The following is a 15,339-nucleotide window of genomic DNA, read 5'->3' as shown; positions in this document are numbered from 1 at the left end:
GAGTAATTGATTTGGAGCCCCCCATCCGGATTGAACGGATGACCTGCTCATTACAAGTGAGCTGCTCTACCACTGAGCTAGGGAGGCGAAGTGCGAGCGTAATTATGGCACCCAGCGCCCAATTCTAAAAATCGTGGCCTTTACCTCGGCCAGGAGAGCGGTAATGGGTATTTGGCACTTCTTCCATCACCTGATGACTTACCCCGTAAACGACGATAAATCCAGGGCAGCGCAAAAACAATAAACCAGGCAACGGTGATGCCCCTTTGCACAATCCATGGAATTTTTTTGGCCGGTGGCAACGGTGTTCTCCATCCAGGATTAAATGGCAAGCCAATTTTTTCTAATACCGCTTGCGCACAGCGATAGTGACCGTCTTGATTTAAATGAAGGCGATCAAATGCTAAAAATCTTCGATCACTTAAGAAATTTTCTTCATTGGCATCGACCACGATGGCGCCTACTTCTGCACCCACTGCTCGCACACCTTTATTAAATGCAGAAAAGCGGCGCTCCCAAATCTCAGCACTGCGCCCCTGGTTGCCAGTTTTTTCAAGGACGGTAAAGAGCATTACTTGTGCGCCACTTCGCGCAAGTGATCGCACGGCATCTTGATAGAGCGCGATGGCAACATCTGCCTGATATCCCGGGCGCAGCGCATCATTAGCACCGGCGTGAAATGAAACCAGAGTGTCAGCGCCGGTTACAAAAGAGAGCGCAATCGGAACTTGATCTTGCACAACTTGTCCCAGCAATTTTCCGCGCACAGCTAAATTCACATAGGTGAAAGCAGGGTGGGCTTTGGCCATCTCATCTGCAGTGCGATCTGCCCATCCGCGATACTGGCCATCGATGATTTCATCGGTCATGCCTTCAGAGTAAGAATCTCCACAGACGATGAAACGTTGGTATATCACTGCAAATGCCTTAAGAAACTAACCTTTGCGCCGTGCTTCATCGACGGCATAGAGCGCGATAGATGTAGCAACGGATGCGTTTAAGGATTCAGTACTTGCACTAATTGGAATAGAGACAACCAGGTCGCACTTCTCGCGCGTTAAACGTGCCAGCCCCTTACCTTCAGAGCCCACAATCACCATCAGGTTCTCAGTTGCTACCTTCATCTCAGCGATAGATACATCAGATTCGCCATCAAGGCCGACCACAAAACAGCCTAGTTTCTTTGCTTCATCAATGGTGCGGGCAAGGTTTGTTACTTGTGCAATGGGTAAGCGTGCAGCAGCTCCTGCTGAAGATTTCCAAGCCGATGCGGTCATGCCGGCAGCGCGACGTTCTGTCATCAAAACACCGGATGCGCCAAAGGCTGCCGCACTTCTCACAATTGCGCCAAGATTACGTGGATCTGTCACACCATCTAGGGCAACAAGTAACATCGGGTTCTTTGCCCGCTGGGTAATTTCTTCAAAAGAAGAATATTGAAAAGGCTTGATAGAGAGAATAACTCCTTGGCTATTTGGTGAAATACCTTCCACCTCGGCGCGATGTGCCTCGCGAATAGATAGTCCATGGTTAAGAGCAATCTGCAGTGATTCAGCAACACGATCATCGACATCGATACTGCGTGCCACAAGTAACTCTGTTGCTGGCACAGATTCACGCAGCGCTTCTAATACCGCGTTACGTCCGGCAACTATTTCACCACGAGGTGCATCGCCTTTAGAGAATTTACGTCCCGCAGCTGCTGGCTTCTTTGCCGCAGTTTTTTCAGCCGCCTTCTTTCGCTTAGCCGCTGCGTGATAGGGACGATCTTCAGCTTTCGGTGTTGGTCCCTTACCTTCAAGGCGGCGCTTGTTATTTCCACCAGTTCCAGCCGATGGTCCTTTTTTACTCTTACGCACTGCTCCACGTGGTTTTGCATTACCGGCCATTGTTAGTTACTTCCATTTCCAGTAATCGACCAACGTGGCCCTTGAGCTGTATCTTCAATAGTAATTCCCAGTACTGCTAAGCCATCACGAATCTGATCGGATGCCGCAAAATCTTTTCGCTCACGAGCCGCGGTGCGCTGGGCCAGTGCTAATTGAATAACACCATCGAGTGCTGCTCCAATATCTTCAACGGCGGTGCTAGATGCAAAGGCGGGATCAAAGGGATCACAGCCAAGTATTTCTAACGCTCCGCGAATCTCATTGGCGCTATTTTCAATGGTGGCAGTATCACCTGCAGTAATTGCGCTATTTCCAGCGCGCAGCGCCTCTGAAATTGAGGCAAGAGCTGTTGGCACCGCTAAATCATCATTCATGGCATCAGTAAAGACTTGGCTGATAGTAGGTACCGGCTCTGCTCCAAGGATTTCAACAGAGCGATTAAGGAAGCCTTCAATGCGGCGGAAAGCTGTGGCAGATTCAGCCAAAGCTTCATGTGAAAACTCAAGCATGGAGCGGTAGTGAGCAGAACCTAAATACCAACGCAGTTCAATTCCGCGCACGCTCTTTAACAATTCATGCACCTGCAGTGAATTACCAAGTGATTTAGACATCTTCTCACCGGAGGCAGTCACCCAGGCGTTATGTAACCAGCGCTTAGCAAAGGCATATCCAGCAGCTTCTGATTGTGCGATTTCATTTTCGTGATGAGGAAAAATCAGATCTAGTCCGCCGCCGTGAATATCAAATGCTTCACCTAAATATGCATGCGCCATCGCCGAACATTCCAAGTGCCATCCTGGTCGCCCAGCTCCCCACGGAGTTGGCCATGATGGATCTCCGGGCTTTGCCGCTTTCCATAACGCAAAATCACGCGGGTCTTTTTTAAATGTTTCATCAGCATCGGCTGCCGGCAATAGATCATCGAGTTTCTGACGTGAAAGGGTGAGATAGGAAGAGAGTTTGCGCACCTCTAAATACACATCACCATTACCTGGGGCATATGCAGCGCCTTTTTCAATCAATAGCTGCATCAGTTCAATCATTTGTGTGACATGTCCGGTCGCGCGCGGTTCATATGTGGGTGGCAAGACATTCAGTGCTGCGTAAGCATCAGTAAATGCGCGTTCATATTTCATCGCAACTGCCCACCATGGAGCCTGCTCGTGCACAGCCTTATGCAAAATCTTGTCATCAATATCTGTGACGTTACGAATAAAGGTGACGTTGTATCCACTTCGTGTAAGCCAGCGACGCAAGATGTCAAAGTTCACACCCGAGCGCACATGGCCAATATGAGGCGGTGCCTGCACCGTGGCGCCACATAGATAGATGCCTACTTCACCAGCCTTAAGCGGAGTGAACTCGGAGGTGGTTCGCGTTAAGGTGTCATATAAAGATAGCGAACTCATTAGGCAATTCTACTTTAACTGTGCTGACTTAATAACAAGGGCTGATGCAATTGCTGCAATACCTTTGCCTTCACCAGTAAGGCCCATGCCATCGGTGGTTGTTGCAAGGATTGCTACCTCGGCGCCCCCAAGGGCGGTCGATATCGTTGCAATCGCTTCTGCGCGACGGGCTCCGATTCTTGGACGATTTCCAATAATTTGCACTGAGATATGCGAGATTGAATATCCCGCATTGCTAAGCAAAAGGTAGGTCTCTTTCAATAACTTGATTCCAGATGCTCCCGCGTATTCCGGGCGCGATGTTCCAAAATTACTTCCTAAATCACCGAGTCCAGTTGCGGCAAAGAGTGCATCGCATATGGCATGTGCTGCAACATCGCCATCAGAGTGCCCCTCAACTCCAACTTCATCTGGCCAATGCAAACCTGCCAGCCAAAGTTCGCGCCCCTGTCCAAATGCATGGGCATCAACTCCCACACCTGAAGAAAATGATTGCGCGCTACCCATAAATTGCAGCGCAGTTGCCAGATCATGCGGTGTTGTAATTTTCAAGGCTCGTTCTTGCCCGTCAATGACGCGCACTTTATGGCCAGCAGCTGCAACAAGTGTTGCATCATCTGTGGCATCACTGGCTGTTGCATGGGCGCTCTTAAGAACTGAAAATGTAAAACCTTGTGGGGTCTGCACGCGGCGCAGTGTTGTGCGATCTGGAGTTGATGTTACATAACCGTTAGCATCAATTACTTTCACTGTATCAACTTCTGGCAGCGCCGGAATCACTGCAACATCACCAGCTTTAAGAGCTGCCACAACGCGAGCTGCAAGTTCCCGGCTGGCAAGTGCGCGCGCAGCATCGTGGACTAAGACAAAATCTGCTTTTTCAATTGTTGCTAGCGCTAGGCGAACACTTTCGGAACGTGTGGCGCCACCTGTGACAACAGTGATGTCATTACCAACAAGTGCTCGGATCTGATCTTCATAGCCAGCAGGAGCGCTCACAACTATGTAATCAGCAACTGATGACAACGCTGAGATGGAGTGCTCTAGAAGTGTGCGATCACCGAGTTGAATGAGCGCTTTGGGAGTAGATGCACCGAAACGTTCACCGCTACCTGCAGCTGCGATAATTGCGGCGATCATAGAGATGGATGAACGAAAATTAAGAAGCGAGAACCTCGTCAAGGAGAGTTGCAGCCTTCTCTTCATCTGTGCGCTCGGCAAGTGCGAGCTCAGAGACGAGAATCTGCTTCGCCTTGGCGAGCATGCGCTTTTCACCAGCAGAGAGACCACGATCAAGATCGCGGCGGTAGAGATCGCGCACAACTTCTGCGACCTTAATGACATCTCCTGATGCAAGCTTTTCTAGGTTTGCCTTATAGCGACGTGACCAGTTTGTTGGCTCTTCGGTATATGGCTGACGAAGGACGTTAAATACTCGATCAAGGCCTGCTGAATCAACGACATCGCGCACGCCAACCAGGTCTACATTCTCTGCTGGAACGCGAACGGTGAGGTCACCCTGAGCAACTTTCAAAACTAGGTAGGTCTTCTCTTCGCCCTTGATTACTCGAGTTTCAATTGCCTCGATAAGAGCTGCTCCGTGATGTGGATAAACAACGGTTTCGCCGACCTTGAATGTCATGTATTGCCCTTCGGTAGAGGGTCAATTCTACCAGCCATCACCGACATAGAAAACCCCGGGTTATCGGCGTAAAGCGGCGTGAAATAAGGCTTATTTCACATGAGATAATTTCGCCATGAGCCGAACACATTTCAAGAATATTTCTCTTGCATTCACAGCTGTTGCATTGGCTCTCTCCCTCACCGCATGTTCAGGTTCCGGGCCCAACGCTGCAACACGCCTGGTTAAGAAAGTGACAGACGGCGCTGAGATTATGATCAAAAACGAAGGAAATAACATCTCTGTTACCAACTTACTTCTTGTGGCAACTGAAGATGGCTCAGCCGTTGTTGTCGGAACGATTATTAACTACTCAGAAGAGCGCGATGCACTGCTGGGAATCTCAGTTAATAACGTGGCGGCTGCAATCACAGGTGAACAAAACCTTGATCAGAATAAGCCAGTACGCTTTGAAGGAGACGTTGCAACAACAAAGGCAGTCTTTAACGGCGTTGGAGCAAAAGCTGGCAATAATGTGAAGCTTTCACTGGCATTTGCGCGCGCAGGTGTTGTCACTACCAACGTCATCATTCGCGATAAGCGTGATGATTACGCAAGCGTTACGCCCTAACCTACTTCTTACCCTGATTCGCAACAGCTGTAATAGCAGCCGCGGCTGCCGCTGGATCTAAGTACTCTCCGCCTTTTTTCACTGGGCGCATCTGCTCATCTAGTTCATAGAGCAGTGGGATTCCGGTGGGAATATTAAGTCCGGCAATATCTTCATCGCTAATACCCTCAAGGTGCTTAACCAATGCACGTAATGAATTACCGTGGGCGGTAACTAGAACTACCTTGCCCTCCTTTAGATCGGGGACAATTGATTGTTCCCAATAAGGAACCATGCGCACCACAACATCTTTCAGGCATTCAGTCATTGGCAAATCAGAGCCGAGGCCGGCATAGCGCGCATCTGAATCTTGGGAATACTTCGCACCTTTTTCAATCAGTGGTGGTGGTGTGTCAAAAGAACGGCGCCAGAGTGTGAATTGTTCTTCCCCATATTCAGCCAGTGTCTGCGCCTTATCTTTACCTTGCAGCGCGCCATAGTGGCGTTCATTGAGGCGCCAGGAACGTTTAACAGGAATCCAATGACGATCACAAGCATCGAGTGCCAACTGTGATGTGTGAATAGCACGACGTAAGAGTGAAGTGTGAACCACATCGGGTAAGAGTCCGCGCTCTGCCAACAACTTTCCACCACGCGCAGCTTCTGCTTCACCCTTTGCTGAGAGTCTGACATCGACCCAACCGGTGAAGAGATTCAAGGCATTCCATTCGGATTCGCCATGGCGCAAGAGGATAAGTGTGGAGTGTGGCATGTGGCTATCTTCTCATGTTGAGAAGAAATAATTAAATGAGATGGGTAAATGCCTCAAGATTTGCCAGTGATTCACCGCGGCTAACCCGCCAAGCCCACTCGCGCCGGATTGCATCTGCAAAGCCAAGTTCAAGCAGTGGGTTAAATGATGAATCTGAATACTGCAGCACTGAACCAATGATGCGATCAATCTCTAACGCGCTCACAGCCGCTAGCGGCAAACGCCCCACCAGATAGATATCCCCCAGTTCGTTAATCGCAAATGCGATGCCATACATCTGGGCATTTTTTGCCAGGCACCACTTATGCACCGCATCTTCGTGGGTATCGGGTTTGCGAATAACGAAAGCGTTAATGCTTAAAGAGTGATCACCAATGATCAGTGCGCAATGAGTCTGTAGCTTCTTCTCTCCAGGCAAGGTGACCATAAAGGTCTTTTCATTGCTGCGCTCAAAATCAAGATCATGTGATTCCAGGAAATCTTCAATGACAACTGCTGGGTTCAGGGCCATTTAGCCAATGTGCTTCTGTGCATCACGGCGAGTAGATAAGACTCGGTCGTAGATATCAAGTGTTCCGCGAGATGTGGCATCCCAGCCGAAGTGGGAAGCATGTTCGATTGCCCCCATCGATAAGAGCACGCGTCGTTGTGGTTCTTGCAATAGTCGAGCAAAGACAGATGACCAGGCACGTGGATTATGACCATCGACTAACACGCCAGAGATACCGTCGGCAACTGCTGTGCGAAGGCCGCCAACAGCTGTTGCAACAACAGGTGTGCCACACGCTTGTGCTTCAAGTGCAACTAGACCAAAACTTTCTGAGTAACTTGGAACGCAGACTAAATCTGCGGCGCGATACCACTGCGGTAAATCTTTGCGTGGCACAGGCGGTGCAAAGCGCACCACATCAGATATTCCAAGCCAGGAAACAAGTTCAGTAAGGCGTTCAACCTCTGATTGATTAGCCCCTGATGCACCGCCAATAATGTTGGTAATCAATTTAGGGCGCAGATGTTTAGAGTGTGAAACCATCTCTGCAATTGCGCGAATAAGAACTTCCGGCCCCTTATGTGGCTGAATGCGACCCACAAAGGTAATGATGTGAGCATCAGGATCAAGGCCTAGCTCTTTGCGTGCACTGGCGCGACCAGCACCTGGTGTAAAGACTTTTAGGTTTACCCCTGGGCTTACCACCGAGACATTGTCAGGACAGGCTTCATAGAGTGATACAAGTGATGCCGCTTCCGCATCGGTATTTGCAACCAGGGCGTCAGCTGCTGCCACCACTTGGGTCTCACCCTGCACGCGAATCATTGGCTCTGGGCTTTCTCCTTCAGCCAAATTCAGATTCTTCACTCGCGCCATGGTGTGCATGGTGTGAATCAAAGGAATATCAAGTTCTTTTGCAACCGGCATCGCCACCTTGCCGCTAATCCAATAGTGGGAATGAATCACATCATAAGTCTCTGCTTGTAAGGCCTGCTTAAAGGCAGCCGAGAGTTCTGGAATGTAATTAGGTAATTGTTCTTTAGTAACACCAGTGATAGGGCCAACGTTAAGTTGAATGACTCGCACACCAGGTGCTACCTCGACGATATCTGCAACTTCACTATTGTTTCTGCGAGTAAAGATATCTACCGCAACTCCCATAGCGGCCATGTTCTGCGCCGCTTCAACCACATAGATATTCATTCCACCGGCATCGCCGGTACCCGCTTGGTCAAGCGGGGATGTGTGCACCATCAAGGTGGCAACACGGCGATTGGTTCGGTTCATCCCTTAAGGGTACGCGCCATTAAAAGGTTGCGCGAATGGTGCCGATAACAGTGTTTCCACCCAGCACGTTTTCGACTTCATAGGGGCTATCAATACCTAACTTGGCAAGGCCCGCATGAACTAAGACTCTAAAAGGGCGCAGTGAACCATCTGAGACTTTAAAGACAAGTGTGCGGCCATCAGTCATCGTTGCAACTTCAACAGCTTCTGCCCCATCTTTCAGATAAAGACCTGGCACGCCTTCAATCATCTGTGTTGTCAGCCGCCCCACACCTGCCACCATCTGCGGATGTGCACGTGATGCTTCCATCACAGATTGATGAGCACTATCTGTTGAGATAGTAATTGCTCTCATTGCCCGGGCTAAACCAGCAACCGTGAGTAAGAACAGTGGCGCCCCGCAACCATCAGTTGATGTCAGTGTGATCTTCTCGCCAGCGAGCGTTTCTAGCTCGCTCTTAATGGCGACCTGCAACGAGTGCGCAGCATCCAAGTAATTATCAGTTGGCCAATTATTGGTAACACAGGTTAATAACATGGCGGCATGCTTGCCGCTGCAGTTCATGGCAATGCGTGTGGCAGGTGCCTCACCCCAAGTGCGGCGTTCTGCTTCACCGAGTGGCTTATCTAGTGCGCATTGCAGCGCACTTTCATCAAGCTTTGCTAGCGTCAATATCTCTTTCACAGCTGCAATATGTGCGCCCGAACCAGAGTGACTTGATGCACCCAGTGCTAACAACCGTGGCTCAAGCTTCAGACCTGCACGCACCATCGCCGCACCTTGAATACATTTAACGGTTGAGCGTGGGAAAATCAGATGGCTGGGATCGCCTAAAGAGAAATTAACGGAGCCATCGGCATTCAGTGCGAGTAGATGCCCACGGTGCTCTGATTCAACAACACCGTCTCGCACATACTGCGCTAGTACTGCATCAGACATTAATCGACCTGGCGCTCGAGCGTGGACCAGATATGTGCTTGTAACTCTTGTCCTTCTGCTGCCATGTCATAGGCATAGAAAAGTTCTCCAGCAACAAGACCATAAAGGCGCACACCCGCTGTCACAATCTTTGCCGAAGGCGCTGAATATCCTTGATCCATCACTAACTGAATCTTGGGACCATCAAATTGTCCAACCCAACCTTCAGAAATTCCAGTGTTATGTGAAATAACAACTTCCAAAACGTTTTTTTCTTTCACACGCCAGAAACCAACTTCGGACGCGGCAGGGCGAATGATTTCCCCTTCAGCATCGATGATCCAGGAACGCGAGAAGTAATTTAGAAATGGACGCCCATCGTGATTAAAAGTGACTTCTTGGGCAAATTCAAAGGTGGGAATCGTTGGATATTCACCGCGACCTTTACCGCGCCAAGTGCCGACCATCCAAGCAAGTGGATTGAGATCAGGATGTAAACCTTCTGGAATTGTGAAGGCCATTAGAGCCTGCCTCTCTTATATGTGCGTCCATCACGTGCTTGAGATTGCCTGCGTCCTTTGACGCCATAAACAACGAGTCCTACACCAACAACAAGTGCGACTAGTGCCAGCACCACAGTTGTGAAGGACTCCATGGGCTAAGAGTAACTCTTAAAGCTTGCGCACCGCCCACATGATTGCAAGACAAGCCAGCAGAACAACAAATAATTGACCAAGAAATTTCATCTATGCCTCAACGATGATCTGCTGCGAAGCGGCCACGCCTTCTACCGTTAATTCTGCATCAACCGGGGTATTTCGCTTCACGATGGCAAGTGCAATAGGCCCGAGTTCAAAGTGCCGGGCAACAGTGCCCAAAAAGCCCACCTGCACTTCTCCATTCATGACCGGTGTTCCGGTAGGCGGCATCACAACTGCGTGACCATCTAAATGCAACATCACTAAACGACGTGGTGGTTTTCCTAAGTTATATACCTTGGCCACAGTTTCTTGTCCGCGATAACAACCCTTATTCATATGCACCGCGCCATGTATGAAGCCAAGTTCATTAGGTATTGCCTTTGCATCAGTATCAATTCCGTGGCGAGGGCGCCCGGCTGCAACGCGTTCTGCATCAAGTGCCCAGGTGCCCACCTGTGTTGCATGTGCGCCAAATGCTTTTTTCATTTCATCAAGTTCTGCTCGTGGCACAAGTGCAAATGGACCACCCACTTCATTTGCAGCACCCGGTGCTCGTAATACTGCAAACTCACCTGATGTATCGCGAACTTCGACTTTTAGCATAAAGCGCATCTTGTTCAGATATGCAATCAAACCTTGGGCAAAGTGTGGATCAAGGACGATAAATGTTGTTGCTCCATCATCGACAAGTGCGAACTGATATTCCACATGTCCTTGCGGATCTAAAATCAGCGCTGATGTCCAGATTCCAACACCAAACTCAAGTAAGTGCTGCGTTGTTAGATCATGGAGCCACTTCAGGCGATCTTCACCTGTCACTGCGACAACAGCTAAGTGCGAGAGGTCTGCCCATGCGGTGCCCGCTAGAAGTGCGCATTGTTCCTTATTGGGTTCACCGAAATGCCAGATAGCACCCTTATCAGGGCCATCTTCGACAAATACGGCAGTCATTGCTCTTACTTAACGCAGGTGGCACATGTGCCATAGATGGCAAAGTGTGTGACATCAGTTTTAAAACCAAAGTCATCAGAAAGATTCTGCACAAAGTTAGCTGCCACATCGATTGGTGCGTCCCCCACAGATCCGCAGGTGCCGCAGACAAGGTGTAAATGGGTGAGCTCTTCAGCTGCGTGATAGGTAGCACCACCGTGGCCAAGGTGGGTGTGCTGTACCAAGCCAACGTTTTCTAGTGTTTCTAGGTTGCGATAAACAGTAGATAAATTAATTCCAGGATGTGTCTGGCGTACTTTCTCCGCCACCTCTTCCGGTGTTGCATGGCCAAGTGCGCGCACAGCAGCGAGAACAAGTTCACGCTGTGGTGTCAGTCGTAAACCTTTTTCATGGAGCTCATGCTTATCAGCCATGGCTGAAGTCTACTTTCTTTTTCCTATTACTTGGAAGTGAAGCGGACTATCAGCAGGTACATCTCGCAGCCAAGGCAGTAATTAAAGGCGGCATTAAGAATGGCAGCAGCAAGGGCTGCGCCCACTGCGATAGTAAAGACCAGATCAGCGCCAGCAAATGCTGCGATACCGGCAATAAGTGCGAATACAAAACCAACAGCTTGGGCAAACTTAGGTGGGCGCACATCTTCAGTTGGTGCCACACCACTTAAACGTGGCTTGATTACGTTCTTAAAGATCAGACCATAAGGAGTGAACTGTGGGCCTTTGGTTGCGCCAGTCAGAAAGACGAGACCTTGCGCAACTATGACCCACTTGTTCTGGGTCACCAGTGCAATGGCAAGAACAATTGTTGTAATCGTTGCGCCAAAACGGGGACCACGTGCATCGATATAAATCTTTGCAACTTCTTTGTTATCTAATACTTCAGACATGGATGAAGGTTAGGCAATCACCTAACAAAAGACCACTTGCGAATAATTCGCAAGTGCAAGCTAAGATTGACGCCACTTAAACAGAAAGTCGTGGTGCGTCAGCTGCCCTATTTCTTCGTAATTCTTAGGCTCAAGAAATAGCCTTACCTGATTTATGGATCGCGTCTCTATAACTATGTATCTGAAATTGGTCCCTCCAAAGTCGACCCCAGCAAGGACTTCAAGTTCAGCGCCCTCTACATCGAGCGAAAGTAAATCAATTATTTTTGGGCTCTCACATTCATCAAGAATGCTCTGCAAAGTTCTAGCTTGAGCTTGAAATGTAAATGTCTCTTCGTGCTCAAGGTGAAATTCGCCAGATTTCGCATGTTGGACTCGATCTAAGATGTCATTTCTTCCCTCAAGTGCAACAGACATCAAATTTGAATACATCATGTCTATTGTATTTTTGGGAAAGCCAAATGCAACACAAGCGCAATTGAAGAAATGGTTCTTTCTCTTGCGAAACTTTTTTAGCTTTTTAAATTGCTTCGGACTAGGTTCGATTAAGACCCCACGCCAACCTTTGTAGAGTTCAAAATGTTTCGTATTTGATTGTGTAATTCCGTCATTTGCTCCAAGTTCTACAAAGAATCCATTTCTAAAAGTAATGTGATCTAGAATTTTACTGTCTAATTGATTAAGGCCAAAAAAAAATTTCCCGAAAATACTTGACAAAAATCTGTTATTAAATATTAATTGCTTTACAAGTACTTTCAGATTAGAAATCAATTATTCTCCTTCAACTAGGAATGGGAAATAGATGTATACGAGTATTATCTCAACCAATTGCAGCCAGGGCCACCAACACCTGCTCCCGCTTGGGCGTGCCAGCTGCCCGTCCCACTTCTATGCCTTGGCTATTGATGAAAAGGGTTGTGGGAGTGGAACGAATATCTAATTCGCGCACCAGCTCTAGGTGGGATTCGGCGTCAACCTGAATGTGTTTCACATCGCTCATGCTCTCCACCATTTGCGCGAGAAGTGAGTGTGTGGCCCGGCACGGTGTGCAGAAAGCTGATGAGAACTGAACCATGGTGGCGCGAGCGCCCAGTGCCTCACCCAAGATCTGCGCATTTAAGCGATGGCCAGGAACCGCCTTCTTGGTGCGTATCGCTCCCTGGTTGGCCTTCCACCAGAAGCCATAGGCCGTTGAGAGGGCTATGACAATCGCGAGTGGAAGATAGGTTTTCACAAGAGTATTCTCACACAATGGCCAAGGTGTTGCTACTGACAAATTCGCATGCAGCAAGTGCTGACGTGCTGCCAGCACTTGCCCTCTTGCAACACACCTGCAAAGTAGCCCCGCTTGAAGCATCTGTTCTCATTGATACACCGGTAATGGATATTGTCTTTATCGATGCCCGTCGTGATTTTCCAGGCGCAAAATCACTCACACGATTACTTGCCACAACAGGTGTGGGCGCTCCCATCATTGCAATTACTACTGAAGGTGGACTCTCTGCATTTGCCGCAGATTGGGGCTTCACCGATGTCATTCTCGACACTGCCGGCCCTGCCGAAGTTGATGCTCGTATCCGTATCGCAGTCGGTGCACACGCTGCCCACACCCAGGCAAGTGATCCCACCTCATCTGAAATTCGCCAAGGCGATGTTGTCATTGATGAACATTCTTACACTGCAAAAATTAAAGGAACTGCACTCGATCTAACCTTTAAAGAGTTTGAACTCCTTAAATACCTGGCTCAACATCCCGGTCGGGTTTTTTCGCGCGCCCAACTTCTGCAAGAAATCTGGGGCTATGACTACTTCGGTGGCACGCGCACGGTAGATGTTCACATCCGTCGCCTTCGCTCAAAGCTTGGTCCAGAGTTTGAATCTGTCATTGGCACCGTGCGCAACGTTGGATACCGCTTCACTGTTCAAAGTGGTGGCAAGGAATCATCTCTATCTGAGCTTGTGTAGCAATGCGCCGTATTCTTAAACTCCATCGCTCACTAGCAGAACCAATTAACCCGGTTGCACATAACTTTCACATCATCACCTTTGATACCCAATTACATCCACAGCCCTGGTTAGAGCTGAACAACAGAATCTTTAGCACCCACCCAGACCAAGGTAATTGGGCGATGGCAGATTTAGAGAACCGCATGCATGAGCCGTGGTTTGACCCACATGGTTTCTTCTTATGTGTAAGTGAGGAGAAAATCATTGGCTTCTGTTGGACCAAGATCCATCAAGATCTCGTCAATAAAGAGCCTATTGGTGAACTCTACGTAATCGGTGTTGACCCTGCGCATTCAGGAAAAGGCATTGGTAAAGCCCTGTGTACACAAGGCTTGATCTACTTAAAGAATAAAGGAATCACACAAGGGATGCTCTATGTTGATGAAGATAATGAAGCAGGTAAAGGTCTTTATAAGACCTTAGGGTTTAACTAACCTTTAACAAGTTCTGCGCACATCGCCCTAAAGGCTTCCGTGTGGCCATCGACATCAGCCTCGGTAGTATCAGGACACATCAGCGCCATATTGTGAAAAGGCGTAATCAGATAGCCATCGTTAAGTAAGCGCAGGTGGATGTACTGCTCAAGTTCAAAGTCACCTGATTCAGCAGCCTGCTTACCTGTTAGTGGGGCTTTACCTTTAAAGATGTATTCACCGCGTGCGCCGAGTCGATTGCAATGCCAATCAAGATCAAATTCGGCAATTGCCGCATCTACTCCATCACACCACTGATTTCCCAGTGCGATCATCTTTTCAAAGTTTGCCGGCGTTAACACATCAGTGAGCGTTGCCTTCATCGCAGCCAACGAAAGCGCGTTACCAGCTAACGTTCCACCAATTCCACCTAAATCAATAATCTCTAACTCGACCATCTTGGTAATGGCATCGGCAATCTCTTGCGTCATGCCAAATGTTCCAGTTGGGATACCAGCGGCAAGTGCCTTACCGATGGTGAGGAAGTCTGGTTTTAAGCCAAGGTCTTTTGTCATTCCACCAGGGCCGACCGAGATGGTGTGAGTCTCATCAATAATTAAATAGGCGCCGTATTTCCTAGCCAAAGCCTGCACGCCCTGCAAGTAACCAGCTACTGGCAAAACAATTCCAATATTTGTCATCGCCGGTTCCATCAAAATCGCAGCAACATCACCGTGAGCAAGTGCTGCCTCCATCGCCGCTAAATCATTAAATTCAACGACCCGAGTTGTGACATCGAGATCAACCGGTGCTCCGATGTTTCCCTCGCGCTTAATGGTAAGGCCGGCGCCATCGAGTGTGGCAAATGTTTCATCGACTGAGCCGTGATAACAACGATCAATCACAACTATCTTGCTGCGCCCAGTAATCATCCGCGAATAGCGAATCACGTGGCGGTTAGCATCGGTAGCAGAGACGGTAAATTGCCAGAGCGGCAGACCAAAGCGATCTTTGAGTAGCTGCGAGACGATTGCCGCATCTTGTGTTGGCAACATCGCAGTAATGCCTCTACCCACTTGCTCACGAATTGCAGCAACTGTGGCATCAGGAGAGTGTCCGGTCATGGAGCCGGTATCACCCAGACAGAAATCAACGTAAGAATGCCCATCAAGGTCGGTAAAGCGCGCACCTTTTGCCTCTTTCACAAAAAGAGGATGCGCACCTGGCCACTTAGCCATCCACGACATGGGAACACCTTCGTGCATCACCTTCTTTGAATCTGCAAAGGCGGCAGCTGATTTCTGATGGAGATCAAGAAAGCGCTGCTCTTCAACTGCGCGCAGCTTCTTTAAGTGGGCTCTATCTATCTGGGTGCTCATAGTTC

General features: G+C 48.9%; 20 protein-coding genes and 1 tRNA gene. 3 read left to right on the top strand and 18 right to left on the bottom strand.

All coding sequences use genetic code 11. From position 1 onward, the window contains the following. Positions 1-12: 12 nt before the first annotated feature. The 6 genes from A1sIIB76_RS00385 to A1sIIB76_RS00360 all read right to left on the bottom strand — a co-directional run bounded on the left by A1sIIB76_RS00385 (position 13) and on the right by A1sIIB76_RS00360 (position 4,940). A tRNA-Thr gene (locus tag A1sIIB76_RS00385) sits at positions 13-87 on the bottom strand. Between the two features lie 53 nt (positions 88-140). After that, positions 141-917, bottom strand: coding sequence for an SGNH/GDSL hydrolase family protein (locus A1sIIB76_RS00380; RefSeq protein WP_095696698.1), 777 nt, complete (start codon positions 915-917; stop codon positions 141-143). A gap of 18 nt (positions 918-935) precedes the next feature. Beyond that, the gene (gene rlmB, locus A1sIIB76_RS00375) at positions 936-1,889 is read right to left on the bottom strand and encodes a 23S rRNA (guanosine(2251)-2'-O)-methyltransferase RlmB (protein WP_095696697.1); all 954 of its coding nucleotides are present in this window, start codon (positions 1,887-1,889) and stop codon (positions 936-938) included. Between the two features lie 2 nt (positions 1,890-1,891). Further along, on the bottom strand, positions 1,892-3,298 hold the full coding sequence (gene cysS / locus A1sIIB76_RS00370; RefSeq protein ID WP_095696696.1) for a cysteine--tRNA ligase: 1,407 nt from the start codon (positions 3,296-3,298) through the stop codon (positions 1,892-1,894). A 9-nt stretch (positions 3,299-3,307) separates the two neighbouring features. Next, positions 3,308-4,438: a 2-C-methyl-D-erythritol 4-phosphate cytidylyltransferase gene (ispD, locus tag A1sIIB76_RS00365; RefSeq protein WP_095696695.1), complete on the bottom strand. Its 1,131-nt coding sequence runs from the start codon at positions 4,436-4,438 to the stop codon at positions 3,308-3,310. Positions 4,439-4,457: 19 nt separating this feature from the next. Further along, the gene (locus tag A1sIIB76_RS00360; RefSeq protein ID WP_020046318.1) at positions 4,458-4,940 is read right to left on the bottom strand and encodes a CarD family transcriptional regulator; all 483 of its coding nucleotides are present in this window, start codon (positions 4,938-4,940) and stop codon (positions 4,458-4,460) included. A 115-nt stretch (positions 4,941-5,055) separates the two neighbouring features. On the opposite strand from A1sIIB76_RS00360, the gene A1sIIB76_RS00355 reads away from it, so the two are divergent. Further along, positions 5,056-5,550: a hypothetical protein gene (locus A1sIIB76_RS00355; protein WP_095693218.1), complete on the top strand. Its 495-nt coding sequence runs from the start codon at positions 5,056-5,058 to the stop codon at positions 5,548-5,550. A gap of 1 nt (position 5,551) precedes the next feature. Here the strand turns inward: A1sIIB76_RS00355 and A1sIIB76_RS00350 are convergent, their stop codons facing one another. From A1sIIB76_RS00350 to A1sIIB76_RS00305, 11 genes are all read right to left on the bottom strand, one after another. Beyond that, on the bottom strand, positions 5,552-6,301 hold the full coding sequence (locus A1sIIB76_RS00350; RefSeq protein ID WP_095696694.1) for a phosphoglyceromutase: 750 nt from the start codon (positions 6,299-6,301) through the stop codon (positions 5,552-5,554). A 31-nt stretch (positions 6,302-6,332) separates the two neighbouring features. Continuing rightward, entirely contained in the window at positions 6,333-6,812 is a 480-nt protein-coding gene (locus tag A1sIIB76_RS00345; RefSeq protein ID WP_095693216.1) for a type III secretion system chaperone family protein, read from the bottom strand. Further along, entirely contained in the window at positions 6,813-8,078 is a 1,266-nt protein-coding gene (mshA, locus tag A1sIIB76_RS00340; protein ID WP_095696693.1) for a D-inositol-3-phosphate glycosyltransferase, read from the bottom strand. Positions 8,079-8,097: 19 nt separating this feature from the next. After that, on the bottom strand, positions 8,098-9,018 hold the full coding sequence (locus A1sIIB76_RS00335) for an asparaginase (protein ID WP_095696692.1): 921 nt from the start codon (positions 9,016-9,018) through the stop codon (positions 8,098-8,100). Further along, a complete protein-coding gene (locus tag A1sIIB76_RS00330) occupies positions 9,018-9,518 on the bottom strand; it encodes a heme-binding beta-barrel domain-containing protein (RefSeq protein ID WP_095693213.1) in 501 nt (166 codons plus the stop codon). Before A1sIIB76_RS00330 ends, A1sIIB76_RS00335 begins: the two co-directional genes overlap by 1 nt. Further along, the gene (locus A1sIIB76_RS06960) at positions 9,518-9,652 is read right to left on the bottom strand and encodes a hypothetical protein (RefSeq protein WP_257789615.1); all 135 of its coding nucleotides are present in this window, start codon (positions 9,650-9,652) and stop codon (positions 9,518-9,520) included. Before A1sIIB76_RS06960 ends, A1sIIB76_RS00330 begins: the two co-directional genes overlap by 1 nt. Positions 9,653-9,743: 91 nt before the next feature. Next, the gene (gene ygfZ / locus A1sIIB76_RS00325) at positions 9,744-10,649 is read right to left on the bottom strand and encodes a CAF17-like 4Fe-4S cluster assembly/insertion protein YgfZ (RefSeq protein ID WP_095696691.1); all 906 of its coding nucleotides are present in this window, start codon (positions 10,647-10,649) and stop codon (positions 9,744-9,746) included. Between the two features lie 5 nt (positions 10,650-10,654). Further along, positions 10,655-11,062 (bottom strand): Fur family transcriptional regulator, encoded by a 408-nt coding sequence (locus A1sIIB76_RS00320; RefSeq protein ID WP_095684270.1) that lies wholly within the window; start codon positions 11,060-11,062, stop codon positions 10,655-10,657. Between the two features lie 26 nt (positions 11,063-11,088). Then, on the bottom strand, positions 11,089-11,535 hold the full coding sequence (locus A1sIIB76_RS00315) for a DUF4395 domain-containing protein (protein WP_223298771.1): 447 nt from the start codon (positions 11,533-11,535) through the stop codon (positions 11,089-11,091). A 60-nt stretch (positions 11,536-11,595) separates the two neighbouring features. Next, positions 11,596-12,306: an FkbM family methyltransferase gene (locus A1sIIB76_RS00310; protein WP_095696690.1), complete on the bottom strand. Its 711-nt coding sequence runs from the start codon at positions 12,304-12,306 to the stop codon at positions 11,596-11,598. A gap of 49 nt (positions 12,307-12,355) precedes the next feature. Next, a complete protein-coding gene (locus A1sIIB76_RS00305) occupies positions 12,356-12,769 on the bottom strand; it encodes a TlpA family protein disulfide reductase (protein ID WP_095696689.1) in 414 nt (137 codons plus the stop codon). Positions 12,770-12,786: 17 nt separating this feature from the next. On the opposite strand from A1sIIB76_RS00305, the gene A1sIIB76_RS00300 reads away from it, so the two are divergent. Beyond that, positions 12,787-13,500, top strand: coding sequence for a winged helix-turn-helix transcriptional regulator (locus A1sIIB76_RS00300; RefSeq protein WP_095696688.1), 714 nt, complete (start codon positions 12,787-12,789; stop codon positions 13,498-13,500). A 2-nt stretch (positions 13,501-13,502) separates the two neighbouring features. Further along, complete coding sequence (locus A1sIIB76_RS00295; RefSeq protein ID WP_095696687.1) at positions 13,503-13,976, top strand: GNAT family N-acetyltransferase; 474 nt, start codon at positions 13,503-13,505, stop codon at positions 13,974-13,976. Here A1sIIB76_RS00295 and A1sIIB76_RS00290 read toward each other — a convergent pair. After that, positions 13,973-15,334 (bottom strand): transaminase, encoded by a 1,362-nt coding sequence (locus A1sIIB76_RS00290; RefSeq protein ID WP_095696686.1) that lies wholly within the window; start codon positions 15,332-15,334, stop codon positions 13,973-13,975. The two genes, A1sIIB76_RS00295 and A1sIIB76_RS00290, sit on opposite strands and share 4 nt — an antisense overlap. Positions 15,335-15,339: the final 5 nt, after the last annotated feature.

Source organism: Candidatus Planktophila versatilis (genome assembly GCF_002288265.1).
GTDB lineage: Bacteria > Actinomycetota > Actinomycetes > Nanopelagicales > Nanopelagicaceae > Planktophila > Planktophila versatilis.
Note: the sequence above shows the minus strand (reverse complement) of the source record. Positions and strands in the feature narration are given on the sequence as shown.